The following is a 17,462-nucleotide window of genomic DNA, read 5'->3' on the forward strand; positions in this document are numbered from 1 at the left end:
TGACAAACCTCCGCATCACAGCGGAGGTTTGTCGTTTAAGAACACTTGCTTCAACTCGCCCAATCCGATCAGCGCGTTCTTTCTTAGATCATCGGTCAAGGCAAGCGCGTCAAATTCATCTTCATCCAAAACGGTTTGCCTCCCGTTCGCAGAAACCCACAGGTCCAACGCCAGATCAACGTACGAGACAACTCCATCTTCGATCACAGCGGGTTTGCCGATGTTGCAATACCAGCCTTTGATCTGCCCATCATCCCCGCCGTAGATGGCGAAGATGTTGTACCAACGGTCGGTGTAATAATATTCCACGAAGCGGTCGCCTTGTTTGAAGATCACATCTTGGAACGGCATATCGGCGCGGTCGAATAACGCCTCAAGCACAATGGATGTGTCGTCGCGGCGCAATTCGTCACCTTCGTATTCATACACCACCTCGCCTGCTGGATTCTTTTTCTGTACTTTGATCCGCAGGACTGCTTCGCTTGTTCTCATCCGAGACATTCTACCTTAACTCTCACCGAGACTTTCTTCCCGACTTTCGGCGCATCTTGCATGTAGACGTACAGTCCGTTATCGAGCGTGACTTTGTATTTATCTTGTTGGAAGACGACATCCGCGACAATGCCTGTCAAAACATTCGCTTCACTCCTGACCTCGAACGGTCTCGCCAATAACGAAACTTTTTCTCCCTTTGAATGTTTGTGCTTGCACTCAACAACAAACTCGCCCACCCCACTTTCCACTTTCCATTTTCCACTTTCTTTTCCCTCAATCACATTCCCCAACCCCAAAAATTCTGCCACATACGCGGACTGCGGATTCGCCCACACGTCGGCGGGAGTCCCTGCGCGGATGATGTTGCCTTCATGCAAAATCAAGACGCGGTCGGCGATGGCAAAGGCTTCCTCTTGATCGTGCGTGACGTAGATCGCGGGGACTTTTGTTTTTTGTAAAATCGTCTGCAACTCGTTCAACAATCCTTTACGCAGAGTCCTGTCCAATGCGCCGAGGGGTTCATCGAACATCAACAAGCGCGGACGAATCGCCAGCGCGCGCGCGAGGGCGACGCGTTGTTGTTCTCCGCCAGAGAGATCGTTTACGCTTCGTCCCCCGAAACCTTTGAGATTGACCAACTCCAACGAATTGGCTACGCGTTGGGTGATTTCATCCTGTCCCATGCGGCGCATTTTCAACCCGAAGGCGACATTGTCGTTGACGTTGAGGTGTGGGAACAAGGCGTAATCTTGGAAGACCAAGCCGAAGTCGCGGAGATGAGGCGGAGTCGAGGCGAGGTCGAGTCCGCCGAAGGAGATGAATCCCGAGTCGGGCGATTCGAGTCCAGCGATCATCCGCAAGAGTGTGGACTTGCCGCTCCCCGACGCGCCGAGGAGGCAGACCGTCTCCCCCTCCGCGACGGTGAAGGTGATGTTTTGGAGGAGGGGTTTGTTGTTGTAGGATTTGGTGATGGAGGTGAGGGTGAGCATGGGTACTTCGTATTTAGAAATCACTTGTGTATGGGAGGCGGAATTTTTCGATGATCAGAATGCTGACGGTGGTGAGCGCCATGAGGATGGTCGCCATCGCCATGGCTTGACCGTAATTCAGACCGCCAGGTTGCGAGAGGAAACGTTCGATGGCGACGGGGATGGTTGGGTACTCGGGGCGCGTGATTAGAAGGGTCGCGCCGAACTCGCCGAGGGAAATGGTGAACGCGAACGTGGCGGCGGCGAGGGTTGCGCGGCGGAGAATCGGGAGGTCAATATTTTTCCACACGTCGAGGGGCGACGCGCCTAGAGTTGAGGCGGCTTGACGTAATCTCTGCGGGATGGAGGCGATCGCGGGTTGCAGTGTGCGGATGACAAACGGCAACGCGACAAGTGTGTGCGCGAACGGGACAAGCCACGGCGAGGCAAGCCATCTGCCGTACGTGATGATGAATCCCAGCCCGAGCATCACGGCGGATGATCCAAGAGGGAGCATGATGAGGGGATCGAGGATCTTTTCGAGGCGCGTGGGATGCGCGAGCGCGAATGCGGCGGGAAAACCTAGGAGAATTGAGAGAATTGTTGTCGCAAGGGCATACGTGAGGGAATTGAGGATCGCTTGAAACGGGGGAACATAAAATACGGAGCCGCGACGGTTGATGAAAAGTTCTTTGTAATAGTCGGTGGTGAATCCGTATTGGACTTCGCCGCGTTGACCACGGTCCGCTTCGAGGCGGGTGAGGGAACGGAATGGGAGGGAGGCGAGAGGGAGTGCAAAGTAAACAGTGAGCAGTGAGCAGAGGGGGACGACGTAGAGTTTTTGTTTGAGGGATTTTGGTTTGAGGGGAGGTGTGGGGTGTGGGTTGTATTGCGTATTGCGTATTGCGTATTTGGAGTAGAGGATGGAGACGGTGAGGGTGCAGAGGAGTTGGATGATGGAGAGGAGCGCGGCGAGGGGCAGGTTGAATTGTCTGACGGCTTGGAAGTAGATCTCCGTTTCGAGGGTGGAGAGTCGCGAGTTGCCCAGGAGGAGAATCACGCCGAAGGATGTGAAGTCAAAGAGAAAGACGAGGAGCGAGGCGGCGAGGATGGAGGGACGAAGAAGGGGAAGAGTCACGTTGAGCCACACGCGGAGCGAGTCGGCGCCGAGGGTGCGGGCGGCTTGGTCAAGTTTGGGGTTGAGGTTGGAGAGCGCGGCGCCGACAATGCGGATGACGATGGTGGTGTTGTAAAAGAGGTGGGCGAGGAGGATGGCTATGAAAGGATGAAGGAGGAAGGATGAAGGATGAAAGAGAGAATTAGAGGATTGGAGAATTGTGTTGAGTAGTCCGCGCGAACCGAGGAGGGAGTTGAAGGAGGCGGCGACTACGACAGTTGGGAGGAGAAAGGGAACGGCGGTGAGAGCGCGAAGGAGAGTCTTGCCGCGGAAGTTGAAGCGGGCAAAGAGGATGGCGGAGGGGACGCCAAGGAGGAGCGTGAGGAGGGTGGAGAGGCTTGCTTGGTAGAAGGTGAAGAGTACTACGTGTTGCGTGTTGCGTAGGTTTTCGGGGGTGAATGTTGAAGGGGAGAATGTGAGTGCGAGGATTTTGGAGAGAGGAAAGAAGAAGGCGAGGGCGAGGAAAGTGAGCGGGAGGAGCCAGAGGGGTAAGGTAGACAGGTATACACGGAAACACGTATACAGGTAAACAAGGAAGCCCTGTTTACTTGTGTACGTGTCTACTTGTCTACGTGCGTACATATTATTTCAACACCACATTCGTCCACGCTTGAATCCATGCGTCGCGGTTGGCGGCGATACCGGCGGGAGATAGCGTGGCGGGTTGTGTCGGTTGTTGCGCATACTTGAGGAACGCTTCGGGAAGAACTGCATTTGGATTCACGGGATAGACGAACATTTGAAGCGGCATGTCTTCTTGAAATTGTTGGCTCAACATGAAGTCTACAAATTTTTCGGCGAGATCGCGGTTCTTCGTCCCTGTGAGGATGCCGACAAATTCGATCTGGCGGAAGCAGGTGTCTGGTCCGACCACGGAGGCGGTGGGGGCATCGTCCAGTGGAGTCTCGGCATAGACCACTTCCGCGGCGGGCGAGGAGGCGTACGAAACGACCATCGGTTGCGGTCCCTTGCCAGAGGAGCCGCTGAAGTTGGTGTAGTAGGCGGTCTCCCAACCGTCCACGACAACCACGCCGTTATCTTTCAGCGCCTGCCAATAGTCGGTGAACGAGTCGCCGTAGTGGGCAACGGTGGCAAGCAGGAAGGCGAGTCCCGTTGACGAGGTGGCGGGATTTTCAACAACGAGCAAACCGTTGTATTCGGGCTTAGTCAACTCTTCGAGGCTTTGCGGCACTGCCAAATTATTTTCGGCAAAATATTTTTTGTCGTAATTTATGCAGACATCGCCATAATCCACAGGAGTGGCGCGGTTCGAGGAGTCGAGTTTGAATTCGTCGGTGACGTTTTGCAATTCAGGCGAGACGTACGGTTCAAAAATATCTTCATCGAGCGCGCGCGAGAGGAAGGTGTTGTCCACACCAAACATCACGTCGGCAAGCGGCGCGTCTTTGGTGAGGATGGCTTTGTTGAGCATCGAGCCTGCGTCGCCGCTGGGGAGGAAAATAATTTTCACATTGTTGGCGTCTTCAAATGCTTTGACTACATCTTCGCTCACGGCGAAGGAGTCGTGGGTCATGATGGTGAGGGTGGCGGGGGATGGAGGAGTGCATGACGCGAGGAGAAAGAGGAAAGAGGAAAGTAGAAAGTGGAGATGTTTCATAGGTTAACCTTTGAGAATTGGAGGATTGGAAACTAGAGATTGGCGATGGTGGATGATGAGGAGCAAGCCTGATTCGATTTTGATGGAGGCGGTGTCGGCGGTCATTTCGTTGCTGATGCCGCGTGTTTTTTCGGGAAATAAAGTTTCGTCCTTGAGTTGCCATTTCAGGTTTTCGGTTTGGACTCCGTGAACGGGACTGCCCCACGGAATCAACGAGACGATGTCTCCGCTTCTTCCGCGGACTTCGGCTTGGGTGCGGCAAAATTGGAGGTGTTCGGTGCCGTCATCCAGTTGAAGGTTGAAGGTCGAAAGTCGAAGGTCGGAGACGAGAACGATGTTGGCTAGGGTGTGATCCATGCGACCGCCTAATGCGGTAACGATGATGATCTCTTCGGGATTCAGTTCGATGGCTTTGTGGAGGGCGAGTTCGAGGTCGGTTTCGTTTTTGTCGCGCGGGAAGAGTTCGATGGGGATATTTTTTTCTTCAAGTGTTTTCCATTCGGCGCGGTCAATGGAATCCATATCGCCGATGATAAGGTTAGGCTCGAGGTTCAGCGCAAGCGCGTGACGCGTGCCGCCGTCTGCGCAGAGGATGAAGTCGTCGGGGCGCAGGAGAGCGCGGGCTTTTTCGAGGTCGGGTAGTTCGCCGTTGGCGAAAATTAGGATGCGGTGCATAGTTAGATTTCTCCCTCACCCCTGCCCTCTCCCACAGGGAGAGGGGGATTCGAGGGAAACAAAAAACATCCTCTCAGCGGAGGATGTTTGGTTCAATAGAGAAGTCCCTCCGCCAGCATGATCTGGATCAGGTAATTCGGGTTGAGCGCGGCTCGCTCCTCTCAGTCCCGCATCGTGGGACGCCCCGTTCAGTTGTTGAGATGGTTATAAAACTTGTGAGTTATTTTGTCAATATGAAAATAACGACTGAAGTCGTTACTACGCTATGCTGTTCGACAGTTGAACTGCGGAACGAACAGGATTAATATGAAAATAACGACTGAAGTCGTTACTACGCTATGCTATTCAACAATTAAACTGTTGAACGAACAACACAACAAACGACTGAAGTTGTTACTACGTTTTGGTATTCCGCAGTTGAACTATGGAAGATCAGTGAAGTTTCGCCCAGCAAGCTGAGCGACTCCAAATCATCTAACCCTGCGTTTCCATTCCTCTTTCAATTGGAGTTCGCTGGGGCTGGCTCCCGATTCGAGGGCGAGGAAATCGGTCAGCAGGCGGTTGAATTTGACCGATTCATCGAGCATGGGGAAATGCCCGGACGTTTCAAGGACGATCTGGTGAATCAACGTGGAGGTTACCGCGCTCTCCTCCGGAACGCTGATCGCCGGGTCGGTTTCGCCGTACACAAACAATGCGGGGATGTTGAGAATGCGGAAGTTCGGGTACAGATTGTCGGCTTGGAGTCCCTTCAAGGAGGCGGTAACAGCTTGAACGTTGGCTTTTGGAGCGTCTGCAAGGGCGGCTGTCGATTCCGCTGTGCGATTCGACAGCCAGTCGACCAAGTCGCCGGGCGCGGAGGTCTGCAAACGCTGGTTTACGCCTTCGATGGTGGGCGGGCAACTGATCGTCATGACCCGGTCCACACTGCCGGGAAAGTTGATGGCATAGCACAACGCCACCAACCCACCCAAACCATGACCCACCAGGGCAACCTTGCCGATACCCATTTCGATGAGGAAACGGTCGATCAATGAAGCCTGTTGGGTCAGTGTGAAGTTTGTCTCGACATGGGCGGTATCGCCAAACCCCCACAGATCCAGGGCATAGGCGCGATACGATGTGGATGCGACTTGCATGGAGGAAATCCAATACTTCCATGAGCCCACCCAACCGTGCAGAAAGATGACCGGGCGTCCCCGCCCGAGCACCTCGTAATGCACAATCGAACCGTCGAGAAGAATCGCGCTCAAATTATTTTCCGAATTTTGCCAAGATTGCTTTCACGCGCTCAGTGAGTTGATCGGGCGCAAACGGCTTGAGCAGGTACTCTTCGGCTCCCGCTCCCAGCCCCTGCTGGATTTCCGATTCCTGCCCCCGCGCGGTGAGGAACACCACGGGAACTTCTTTGATGCCCGGCATGGTCTTCATGATTTTGCAGGCTTCGTAACCGGTCATGCGCGGCATACGCACATCCATGAGAATTAAGTCCGGGTTGATCTTTGGCGCAAGCTCCACCGCTTCCTCCCCGTTGGTGGCGGCAATCACCTCATGACCCGCAAACCGCAGTGTAAAGGCAACCAAATCCCGAATATCGCGTTCATCTTCAGCAATTAGTATCTTCGCCATACAAGCCTCATTAATTCTTGAATACCGGAAGCGTGAAGGAGAACGTGCTCCCTTCGCCATCCAGACCCGCGCTTTGCACCCAAATTCGTCCCTTGTGCATTTCCACAAGTTCTTTGACGATGGATAGACCCAAGCCGGTTCCCGGAGTTGCCAGCACTAACGGATGTTCGCCACGATAAAAGCGTTCAAAGACCCTCGGCTGGTCGCCCAGCGCGATCCCCACGCCGTTATCTTTGATATTGACCTGCACTTCGCCTCCCGCATCAGATGGGTGGAGTTGAACGAGGATCGTCCCATTCTCCGGGGTGTAGTGATAGGCGTTATCCACCAGGTTGGCAAGGACCTGGCGCACGCGTTCCGCATCGCCGAATACGTATGGCAGTTTTTTCGGCGCATCCAGTGAAAGCGCGATGGGCTTGTTCTCCTCCTGCGAGCGCCGCAACACATCGCCGATAACATCTTCCGCCACCTCGCGCAGGTCGAGCGCCTGGGGTGAAAGGGTGACGCGTCCCGATTCGAGGCGGGAAATATCGAGTAGGTCGTTGACGAGGATATTGAGGCGTTCGGTATTGCCTTTCACGATCTTTAGGAAGTGGGTCTGGTTCTCGTTCAGGGCGCCCGCCGCCCCCATCAGCAGGACGTCTACGTAACCGCGGATAGAGGTCATGGGCGTGCGCAATTCATGGCTGACGGTGGCGACAAACTCGGATTTCAAGCGGTCTACTTCCACTTCATGCGTAATATCGCGGAAGATGGATACCGTTCCCAGAAAATCGTTTTGCAGGATCACCGGCGCAAGATGCACCAAAACGATCAAGCCGTTTTCAAGCACCAATTGCTCTGCGAAGGTTTCGCCCGCATGGTACGAGGATGGCGATTCGGACCAGTTGTTGATGGTTTGCATCCACGAAGCGGCGGATTTCCCGAACAACCCGCCGAAGACATCCAACGTCTGTCCGATCACTTTGCCAGATTCCAAACTCAAAATATCCTCGGCCGATTGATTGAGGAATGAAATACGATTGTTCGGGTCGGTCACCAGCACGCCGTCCGCCACCGCTTCGAGGATGGCTTGCGAACGGCTGGCATCTTCCTGCTCGCGCCGCAACATACTCCCAAGACGCTCCGCCTGGTCGCGGATCAATTCATACAAGCGGGCATTGTTGATGGCGACCGCCACCTGGCCCGCAATGGCTTTGACCAGGCTCAGCATTTCGGCGTTGAAAAAATGGGGTTTGCGGTGATAGACCATGAGCACACCGATCACATCCTCGGCAACGAGGAGCGGCATGGCAATGGCGCTGCGGTGCTCGCGGGCGGTTGTGGCGGTTTTTACCCAACGATCATCCAAGAACAGGTCATTGACGAGGGCAGGCTCGCGGTGTCTGACGATCCAGCCTGCCAAACCTTCGCCGACCTTCAAAGTAAAACCGCGTCCCTCAGCCGTGACCCGGTCAGAGAGGTACCCATACCCGGCGCGGTAATGCAACAGGTTATCTTCAGCGCTGACCAGCATGATGGTGCCTTGTTCCGCGCCCACGGCATCGTTGAGCAGGGCAAGGGTTCGATTCAACGCCCGGTCCAGATCGAGGCTGGATGAAACCTCGGTAAGGATTCGCAATAGCGTTTCGGTGCTTTGTTGCTCGCGTTGCAACTGCGCCGTACGATCGACCACGCGGAGTTCAAGTTCCTCAGCCAGGCGTTGTGTTTCTTTGAACAATCGTCCGTTCTGAATGGCAACCACAGCCTGATTCGCCAGGGTGCTAAGGATTTGTAAATCCTCCTGGGTATACACATTCGTTTGGTAACTTTGCGCGGAAAGCATCCCTACGGTCTTTCCACCGAGGGTCATCGGCACGGCAAGAATCGAGACAGGCACATCGGGCTTTCCATAGATCACAGCGCCCATTGCTTCCACGTTCTCCCTGCCGTGTAACAATAAAGGCAAACCGGTGGAGATCACGCGACCGCTCAACCCCTCCGAGCGGGGCAGGCGGACGGAGGGCGACCGGGCATTTCCATCCACCAGATATACGCCCTCGATCTCGTCTGTCTCCGCGTCCAACAGGCTGATCACAAAAGATTCCACCGGCATTAACTGTTGCGCGGCTTTATGCACTGCGGTGTAGATTTGTTCCGGGTCGAGGCTTGCCCCAACTTCATAACTGGCTTTGTTCAGAATCGAGAAGCGTTCCGCGGTAAACACCGTGGCTTGGAACAAGCGGGCATTCTCGAGCGCGATGGATGCCTGAGTGGTCAAGGTGCGAGCCAATTCCATCTCTGTTACGCTGAAGCGGATCGACTCTCCCTGATGCACAAAGACCAGGGCGCGCAGGCTTGCCCCGCTCACCAAGGGGAGGATCAACAGCGCCTTTGTCCGGGAGCCGAGAAAACCGCTCAACGGAGCCAGGTCGGCTTCGTTCTCAACGGCATCGGTTGTGAAGACGCCCAGCGATTCTTTCAAACGATGGAAGATCGGCGCGTCGGGAAGTTTGGCTGGCAGTTTCGATTTCGAGCGAGGCAGGTCATACTTCAACACGGCGCTCCCGCGTTCGAATGTCACAACTGAAACGCGAGGCGTCAACATAGCCGCCAGCAATTCTTCCGCGGTCAATTGAAAGATTCTGCCTTCATCGAGAAGCCCGCTTAAGGCGGAGGAGAAACGGTTGAGTAAACCGAGGCGTTCGGAGCGCTCGTCCAACTCTGTGGCGCGGCTGATGCTTTCTTCGAACAGACGGGCATTTTCCAGCGCGACAGCGGCTTGTGAGGAGAATGTTTTACCAACCTGCATGTGATCGCGGGTGTAGTAATACGCCTGCCATTTTTCAAGCGCAAGCACACCGATGACTTCGTTCTTCGAGATCAAGGGCATTCCCATCCACGAGAGGCGTGGGGCTTCAAGCGCTGGGAAGCGCGCGTCTTGCCGGACATCGCCGACCAGAATGCCCTGCCCGGTGCGAATCATCTCGTTGAATAACGCGCTATCTTCGACAGCCACGGTCAACCCGAGGCGGCGTTCGGTGTCCGGGAATCCTTTCGCCGCCGCAACAGTGAGTTTGTCCCTTTCTCTTAGCCACAGCGCGGCGGTATCATAAGGAATAACCGGTTCGAGTTGATTGAGAAGCGAGGCAACCAGCTCGTTGCGTTGCAAACTTGAGGCAAGAGAGGTGGCGGCGTCGGTCAGCGCTCCGAGTTGCGCGGCGCGTTCCTGGGTGGTGCGCACCAGCCGAACGTTTTGGAGAGACAGCCCCACTTGTTGAGAGAGCGAGAGAAGCAGGGCTTCATCTTCCGGGGTGAAAGCCGCAGGCGTGTTGAAATTATCCAACACAAGAACTCCCACAGGCTGATCGCCGGATTGGACCGGGATAAACAGGCTGGATACCGGCAAACGCCCACCGGTCGCCTGTCGATAAAGCAACTGGCTCTCCGTGGAGAATAAATAGTCCCGCGTGAATTGGATTTCATCCACTCGCAGCGCCTTGCGCGACTCAAACACCTGCCCCGGAAGAGATTCGCCTGGGTGATAGAGAATGCGCTTCATCGAGTCGTTATCGGCATAGCCAGAAACGGCATGCGGGTATAGTTGATTCGTTTGCTCATCCCAAACGAGTACCACACCGGCATGCGCCGCCGGCAGGGCTCGGCGCGCGCTATCCAACAGCGCGCGGACGATGCGATCCGAATCTAAACCGCGCAATTGGCGGCTGAAATCGAGGAGCAGGTTCACCTCTTGCAGGCGTTTGCGCGTTTCGTTGAGCAGGGAAATGTTTTGAAGAATGACCGAGGTTTGCCGCGCGATCTGGTTATATACTTGCCGGTCCTCGCCTGTGAAGGCTGGCATCGGTTCGCGGCTAATCGCCAACATGGCGGCAACCGTTCGCTTGTCGATCTTGATCGGGAGGCAAATTGCGGATTTCGCCTGCAACGCGGTGAGCAAAGGCGTTTCGCGCCACTCGATGTTTTCATCGACATTGGGAATTAAAATCGTTTCGCCGGTTTGCAGGCAGGCGCGAAGCGGGTTTCGTTGTCCGAACAACGCTTCTGGATTTGTGGAGCGTGTCACATTCCCAAGCACCGCCATCAGCCGCGGACCTTCGTTCGCCGACTCGGCGATCATGGCGACAGACATGCTCAACTGCGTGAGGGTCTCGCGCCCCAATGCCTGAAGGGCAGAGGAAGCGTCAAGTTGCCGGCTAACAGACTCGGTAATCGCCAACCCGGCGCGCACGCGCTGTCCGCGATGGTCCAGGTTGTGGATGGCGATGGTTTGATCGAGGTCTTTGCGCAGGAGGATGGGAAGGTCTTTTTGCGTCAGGTTGATGAAGCGTTCCTGACGATCGAGCCCAGACTTGAGCGAGTCTACTTTGTTGCGTAGTTCGGTAAATCGTCCATAGTTGAGAATGGCAATGGATGCCTGAGCCGCAAAGACCTCCAGGGCTTCGATCGCGGCGCGATCGGGCCGCAGACCGTTGCGCGGCGAGTCAACGCTGATGATGCCCAACGTGTTTCCTGTTTCATCTTCGAGAGGCACGATCAAAAGGTCATCAGGGTCCCAGGCGCTTGGGGATCGCTCCGCGCCTGAGGCGGGGTTTACGGTTACCAAGAGAACATCGCTGGGGATGATCGGCGCTTGATCGACAGGAATAAAATAAGACCGGCTGACCAGAAACTGGGGTTGTAGCATTTGCTGTAAACTGATAAGCGGTTGCCTGCGCGCCATCAGGTCGTTTAGCATTTCAGGCGTGAAGCCGACGCCGGTGATCCGCCTCAATAACCCGCCCGGCTCGAGAACGCTGATCAGCGCTGTTTCAAACGGGGTGGCTTCGCACATGCTCACCAGGATTGCGCGAAGAGTTTGATCAAGCGGGTTTTCGAAATTCAACCCTCCCGCCACGTCTGTCAGACGGGAAAGGGTTTCAGCGCGGCGGCGCAGAACTTCCACGCTTTCGCGTTGTTTTTGAAACCGTTCCACATTGCCGATCGCCACAGCGGCTTGCGAGGCAAGGGTCTGGGCGATTTCGAGGGAGGACGCGTCGAAGAAAGAGGGTTGTCCGGCATGCAAGTGCATTAACCCAACGGTCTTTTCCTGATTAAGCATTGGAACGATCAGCGCGGAGACAACGCCATCGTGAATGGGGATCTTCCCGTTTTCGGTGTAGTCTTCAACCAGTTGAGGCGCGCCTGTCTCGATCACCGTTTGCTCGATGTGCGGGAATGTCGAAGGGAGGGGGCAGCCGATAGTCAGCAAAACGGATGGTGGGAAGGAGGGAACGTTCGAGTCGAACAACAGGATCGTGCCGCACTCGGCGCGCGTGACCCGCAGAGCCTCGTCTCGGATCACCTCGAGCAAGGATTTGAGATCCTGCGTCGTATTCAGTTCGCGGCTGACGCGAGCCAGCGAAGAAAGTTGTTCCACCCGGCGGCGCAAAACCTCGTCGGTTTGCATGAAGCGCGAATGATCTTCAATTGCGTCCGCCAGTTGGCCCGCGGCGGCAAGGGCAATCTCGAGATCATAATTGCCGAAGAAATCAGTTTTTCGGCTCCCGAGAATCAATTCGCCCAGGCTTTTCTCGCGCACTGTCACGGGGACGATAAGAACCGATTCCATTTGTAATCGAGAAAACAGGGGCAGATACCCCGGAGCAATATTTCGCTCGAGGCTTAACCGCCCGGTCGAGATCGACTTCCGAGTGCCTGCCACAGTGGCGCGATAGGGAACGCCTTCAGCATGGAGCCTCAATAACGGGCTTGTTGCTTCCGTGGAAACTCCGACAACAGAGCTTTCATGTAGTTGCAAACCACCGGTCTTTTGATCTTCAAGGAATAGCGCCACCAGATCGCACCGAAGCAGGCGCGCCAATTCATCCACAGATAATTGAACAATCTCATCCAACCCTGCGGTGGAGGTGGAGAGGTTGGCGATTCTGCGCAATCCATCGGAACGGATCGCCCGCTGACGGGTGCGTTCCACTAAAAAGGAGTTATGAATAATTCCCGCCGCCTGGCTGGCAACCGTCTCGATCAGGCGCAATTCCGATTCCGAGAATTCAACGGACGCCTGTTTGTGATTGGAGATTTGAACGAAACCGACAAAGTGATCGCCCGCGATCATCGGCGCCAGAACCGACTCGCGCAAACTGGCGGCTTGCGCGATCGTTTGAAGACCAAGTTCGCCCCAGGTTCGGTCATCGGCGGCATTACGCGTGGAGATCAGCCTGCCCTCTTGAATCATTTTTTCCGCCGGGCTTTCAGGCAGGATCGTTGTTCGATAAATTTCGACAATATGACGCGGCAACCCTTGAAATGGAACCTGGCCTTCAAGCGTTCGTTTGTTGGCATCGTAAAGAAGAAAACCGAGGATATCCACGGCGAACAAGGGGGAAATGCTGTCGATCAGACGATTGATCAGGCTCAAGTAATCCTGCGTCACGCCCACAGATTGGGTCAGGTTTACCAAGCCGCTTAATTCTTTTGACCGCCTCACTTCATTCGCATATTTCCGCGCGTTGTGTATCCCGAACCCTGCCTGCGAAGAGACGAGTTGCAACAGATCGAGATCGTGTTGCCCCAGTGTGCCCGCTGTGAGATGGCCGAATTCGAGCGCGCCGATCAGTTCATTATTTGCGAATAACGGCAAGCCGATGTACGACAAGACGGGCGACTTTTCGCCCAGTTGCGCCATCTCTGGGTTTGCAGAGCGGATGTCGGGGATAAGAATTGGAGCGCGACGCGCAACCAGCGTTTCGGTCAGCGCGCCAAATTGCGATGTATAAGCGCGAATCGTTTTCGACGCCCCGGAGGGATCGAGGGCATAGGTGTCGAATGTTTTCCGAAGCGCGTCCCAGATCTTGATCTCCATAACATCGGCCGGGACGAGATGCGACACATGCAATAAAATGGAATAGATCGTGTAATCCAGATCGAGGCTTTCGGTCACGCCCCTGCCAAAATCCGAGATGATTTTCAGCATAGACGAATCGGGCAGCGCCGCATCGACGCTCGACGCCAGGCTGACGCCCCGCATGGCGATAAACATCAACGGGTATGGACCCGGCACCTGATACGAGGTCGCCTCCACCAGCCTTCCGCCGACAGACAATCGTTTTTGCCCGTGCGTCGCGCAAAGATTGAGAAAATCTTCCGCGGGTCTTGCTTTGCGAATCAGTTTTTCGAGTTCGGGGGGTTCGTCGGCTCGCAAGCCAAACCAATCGCGCGCAAGGTCGTTGAGATAATCCACCCGTCCGCCCGGCTGGACCGTTACAATCGCTTCAGTTAAATTTGTGGAGGATGGAATTTCTACCGCTGGGTTAAGCGCTCCCCCCACCTGCACATTCTCCGGCAGACGGCGAAACCAGAGCGCCACCAGTACCAACAACAGCAGTACTGCGGCAATAGAGATCAACCAAAAACTTACATCGAGCCCGACAAGCATATTCCGCCCGGTGTCTTACGCAGAATCCTGACGGCGCGCTTCTGCCGCAAGTTCGGTAATTTCGCGGATGTCCGCAAACGATTGCCCGCTCGGCGAAACGACACCCACCGATATGGTCATGAACGGCACCTGCATCGTTGAGCCGTCTGCGACGGGGGCGTGCATAAATCCCTGCTGGCGGTCGATGAAGTTATAGTGCGTCTGCACTTCTTTATTAAAGCGTTCTTTGAGGCGGGCTTTGATGAGCGGCGCTTTTTCCTCGCGGGTGATGATAATGAAGTTATCGCCGCCCGCATGACCGATGAAATCGGTGGTTGTGCCGATTTCATCCACCACTTCGCCGATCAGCATGGCGCTAAACCGGAGCACGTCATCGCCTGCCACAAAGCCGTACACATCTTTGAACGGCTCAAACTCATTGACGCGCGCATCGAGCAACGCCCATCCTTTTTCGCGGATGATGCGCCGTAATTGCTCCTCGATCAACCGCCCCGCCGGGAGACCCGAGCGCGGGTCGGTGAGGCTTTCACGCTCTGCCCGGCGAATGGCGCCCTGCACGCGCAGTTTGAGCTCTTCGATGTCGAACGGCTTGGTGATGTAGTCGTCCGCGCCGAGTTCCAGCCCCTGCAGTTTGTCACTGCGCTCATCTTTCTGGGTAAGAAAAATGACGGGGATGTGACTGGTGCGCATGTTCGTGCGCAGGTTGCGACACACCTCGTAACCGTCGATATCCGGCAGCATAATATCCAGCACGATCAAATGCGGCAGGACGTTTTTGGTCTTCTCAAGCGCATCTGAGCCGCGCACGGCAACATCGACTTCGAAATCCATGCCGGCAAAAAAGATCTTCAGCATGTTCCCAATGTCGATATCGTCTTCCACGATCAACAGGCGGGCTTTTCCCATAAGCAGCCTCCAAAGTTACTGGCGCGCCGCGAGCAATTTGCGAACGCGTTTCGCATTGCGGCGCACGGTGTCGATATGTTCTTCAGTGACTTCCTTTTCGAACGAGCGGAACCCGCTCACACGGAAGCCATGTTTTTTGCAGATCGCATCGATCTCTTCCACGCGTTCCCTCGTGAGGTGTTTGCCAAGCGTGTAATCCTCGAAGCGACCTTCCAATGCCAGGGCAATCGTCTCTGCCATGCAGGCGTACGCCTTGCCCGGGGGAAACCCAAAATTAAAATGGAAATCAACGGGTCCTGGCACGTCTACCATTCCTCCGTCTATGACTAATATATCATCTCTCGCTGACGCGACCATTGCAGAAACATCACGAGGGCGCGCCACATCGCAGACCACACTGCCGGGCTGCAGGTGCTCGGGGCGGATCACATCGTGGATCGCGCTTGTCACTGTAAGGATTAATTGCGATTCTGCAAGGATATCCATCGTCAGGCTGACCACGATCTCGCTTCGACACTTCGATTGCAGTCTGTCTCGCAACCCTTCGAGTTTTTCGCGGCTTCTGCCGACCAACACCAACCGCTCCACCTCGTCTGCCAGCAGTTCCGCGCACACACTGCCGATCGCGCCCGTCGCCCCCACCACCGCCGCCGTGGCGCCCGAAAACGGAATCTCCATCACGCGCGCGGCTTCACGGATCGCATCCACCGCCACCATCACCGTGTACGAGTCCCCGGTGGTCACCGGCACATCCAGCGCCTGTGCGATGGTCATGCCGCCATCCCCCACCACAGACGTGAACGCGCCCAAACCGAGCATCTGCGCGCCGAGTTTCTCCGCGAACCGCCCGGTTTGAATGATCTTGTTGTAAACCATTTTCTCCGGCAGTTCCATCATGCGCCGCGGCGTGTATGGGCAGGCAATGAACCAACCTTTGATCTCCTTGCCCGTCGCCTGCGAGACGATGCCGCCGATCTCCGAAACAAACACCGGTGGAAAGAACGTGGAAAAAAAGTCGATCTGTTTTTCACTCAGCATTCTTCCGAGCAATGGATATTTACGACTGACATCCCGTTTTGGGTCAATCGGATGGATGATGAAAGCAAACGTGTCCATGTTTCGACCAGGCTTGGCAACCAAGATTACCAGGATTCTGAAGTTGCCTCGCCGGGGCGGGGGTACATTCGCTTATGCAGGTTGGCAAATTTCAATTTGTGATGATCCGAATCTTCGTAGCGCACATCCTTGTCGATCACGCGGCGTTCCTTCGAAGCGAACAACACCACGTCCGATTCGATCGTGCGCGCCGGGTACACGACCATTCCCGAACCAAGCCTGCAATTATGCCCAACCGCGCTACCGATCACCGGGCGGTTCGAGTAGTTGAGTTTTCCCTTGCCGTCCAACGCGCGGAGCGGAGCGGGGATCAGGTTGTAATCGGTAAATGTGGAACCCGCGCCGATGAATGTGTTGCGCCCAACAACACACATTTGCAAACAAGTGTTTTGCGCGACCATGCTGTTATCCATAACGGTGGTCATGAACAACGCGGCGCGGAACGGCAGGAACGCCCCATCCCCCACAACCGAGAGCATCAGCTGCACATCCTGCGAAATATTAACGTTGTTGCCAATAATGCAATTTTCGATGACTGCCCCGGCATTGATGGTGACGTTATCGCCGATGGTCGTCGGTCCGTGGATGATGGCATCGGGGTCGATAACACAATTTTTACCAACAGTGACAAGCGCAGACGATTGAAGGATCTGCCTGCCCTCATACAACGCCTTGCCGAGAATTTTTAGTTTGAAAGCGACCTCTTCCGCAAGTCGTTTTTCGAAGCGCGCGCCGCGTGAAAACAATCCGTACACCACATCAGCGATGAACACATGCACCCATGAATCGATCGCAATACAAGCCCGAAGCGGAACTTGAAAGGTGAGGTCGCCGCTCTGGTCTGCCATATACGTCGGCACGTGATAATAACCGACCTCGCGCGCCTCCAAATCGACGATGAGCGGCTCCACATCCGCCACGGGACCGCGCGGGTAATACCACAGATCGGCGAGGAACACACTTCCCGCCGGGGAATAGGAATTGGACAGCGGCAGGGCGTGTTCGCGAAAGGCTGGGTCTTCGGCAGAAAACGCGGCGCGCACGGGTCGTCTCTTTTTGCGGGCGGTCGAAAGAAACGCCTTGATATATGCCTCATCGAAAAACAAATTATCGCGATACACGATCGTCTCTTCACGCTCGAGCGGCATCCGCTGACCTGCCGACAACTCCAATTCGCGCGTTGTGTACGGCGCCAGCACGTTCCGCTGGTGAAGCCACAGCGGCTGGTTTTGGATGCGCAGGTCGCGCGCCGGTTCGTTAAACGGCGTGATGGGGGTTTTTTCAGTGAAAATGATCTTGAGCATAGCAAGAGTAATTATTCCACAGAATTGCAAAAATCGGGGCAGGCTGTGCCTGATCCCTTCGTTACAAGATTGTTTGGTACATGGGCGCAACGAAACAAGAGCCTAAAATTATCATCGCATCAGCGAACGCTGAGAGAGCGAC

The 17,462-nt window shown here is 55.3% G+C and carries 11 protein-coding genes and 1 riboswitch; all 11 genes read right to left on the reverse strand.

Annotated elements, in window-relative coordinates; translation table 11 throughout:
• Positions 1-15: 15 nt before the first annotated feature.
• Positions 16-492, reverse strand: coding sequence for a ribonuclease FAU-1 family protein (locus AC16KF_RS17365; RefSeq protein WP_484038619.1), 477 nt, complete (start codon positions 490-492; stop codon positions 16-18).
• Positions 489-1,484 (reverse strand): ABC transporter ATP-binding protein, encoded by a 996-nt coding sequence (locus AC16KF_RS17370; RefSeq protein ID WP_484038620.1) that lies wholly within the window; start codon positions 1,482-1,484, stop codon positions 489-491. The genes AC16KF_RS17365 and AC16KF_RS17370 overlap by 4 nt, the downstream gene beginning before the upstream one ends.
• Before the next feature lie 13 nt (positions 1,485-1,497).
• On the reverse strand, positions 1,498-3,222 hold the full coding sequence (locus AC16KF_RS17375) for an ABC transporter permease (protein ID WP_484038621.1): 1,725 nt from the start codon (positions 3,220-3,222) through the stop codon (positions 1,498-1,500).
• A 1-nt stretch (position 3,223) separates the two neighbouring features.
• Positions 3,224-4,258, reverse strand: a complete 1,035-nt coding sequence (locus AC16KF_RS17380; RefSeq protein WP_484038622.1) for a thiamine ABC transporter substrate-binding protein — start codon at positions 4,256-4,258, stop codon at positions 3,224-3,226.
• Between the two features lie 3 nt (positions 4,259-4,261).
• A complete protein-coding gene (locus AC16KF_RS17385) occupies positions 4,262-4,933 on the reverse strand; it encodes a thiamine diphosphokinase (RefSeq protein WP_484038623.1) in 672 nt (223 codons plus the stop codon).
• A gap of 86 nt (positions 4,934-5,019) precedes the next feature.
• Positions 5,020-5,130: riboswitch (TPP riboswitch) on the reverse strand.
• A gap of 273 nt (positions 5,131-5,403) precedes the next feature.
• Positions 5,404-6,186 (reverse strand): alpha/beta fold hydrolase, encoded by a 783-nt coding sequence (locus tag AC16KF_RS17390; protein WP_484038624.1) that lies wholly within the window; start codon positions 6,184-6,186, stop codon positions 5,404-5,406.
• 1 nt (position 6,187) lies between these two features.
• On the reverse strand, positions 6,188-6,562 hold the full coding sequence (locus tag AC16KF_RS17395; RefSeq protein WP_484038625.1) for a response regulator transcription factor: 375 nt from the start codon (positions 6,560-6,562) through the stop codon (positions 6,188-6,190).
• A 10-nt stretch (positions 6,563-6,572) separates the two neighbouring features.
• Positions 6,573-13,994: a GAF domain-containing protein gene (locus tag AC16KF_RS17400; RefSeq protein WP_484038626.1), complete on the reverse strand. Its 7,422-nt coding sequence runs from the start codon at positions 13,992-13,994 to the stop codon at positions 6,573-6,575.
• A 15-nt stretch (positions 13,995-14,009) separates the two neighbouring features.
• On the reverse strand, positions 14,010-14,900 hold the full coding sequence (locus tag AC16KF_RS17405; RefSeq protein ID WP_484038627.1) for a GGDEF domain-containing response regulator: 891 nt from the start codon (positions 14,898-14,900) through the stop codon (positions 14,010-14,012).
• A gap of 15 nt (positions 14,901-14,915) precedes the next feature.
• A complete protein-coding gene (locus AC16KF_RS17410) occupies positions 14,916-16,016 on the reverse strand; it encodes a shikimate dehydrogenase (RefSeq protein ID WP_484038628.1) in 1,101 nt (366 codons plus the stop codon).
• Between the two features lie 26 nt (positions 16,017-16,042).
• A complete protein-coding gene (locus AC16KF_RS17415) occupies positions 16,043-17,320 on the reverse strand; it encodes a DapH/DapD/GlmU-related protein (protein WP_484038629.1) in 1,278 nt (425 codons plus the stop codon).
• Between the last annotated feature and the right edge of the window lie 142 nt (positions 17,321-17,462).

The organism is Candidatus Defluviilinea gracilis (assembly GCF_057138825.1).

Coding starts and splice junctions, on each gene's coding strand:
- AC16KF_RS17365 (WP_484038619.1), bottom strand. CDS start 492: ATGAGAACAAGCGAAGCAGTCCTGCGGATCAAAGTACAGAAAAAGAAT.
- AC16KF_RS17370 (WP_484038620.1), bottom strand. CDS start 1,484: ATGCTCACCCTCACCTCCATCACCAAATCCTACAACAACAAACCCCTC.
- AC16KF_RS17375 (WP_484038621.1), bottom strand. CDS start 3,222: ATGTACGCACGTAGACAAGTAGACACGTACACAAGTAAACAGGGCTTC.
- AC16KF_RS17380 (WP_484038622.1), bottom strand. CDS start 4,258: ATGAAACATCTCCACTTTCTACTTTCCTCTTTCCTCTTTCTCCTCGCG.
- AC16KF_RS17385 (WP_484038623.1), bottom strand. CDS start 4,933: ATGCACCGCATCCTAATTTTCGCCAACGGCGAACTACCCGACCTCGAA.
- AC16KF_RS17395 (WP_484038625.1), bottom strand. CDS start 6,562: ATGGCGAAGATACTAATTGCTGAAGATGAACGCGATATTCGGGATTTG.
- AC16KF_RS17400 (WP_484038626.1), bottom strand. CDS start 13,994: ATGCTTGTCGGGCTCGATGTAAGTTTTTGGTTGATCTCTATTGCCGCA.
- AC16KF_RS17405 (WP_484038627.1), bottom strand. CDS start 14,900: ATGGGAAAAGCCCGCCTGTTGATCGTGGAAGACGATATCGACATTGGG.
- AC16KF_RS17410 (WP_484038628.1), bottom strand. CDS start 16,016: ATGGACACGTTTGCTTTCATCATCCATCCGATTGACCCAAAACGGGAT.
- AC16KF_RS17415 (WP_484038629.1), bottom strand. CDS start 17,320: ATGCTCAAGATCATTTTCACTGAAAAAACCCCCATCACGCCGTTTAAC.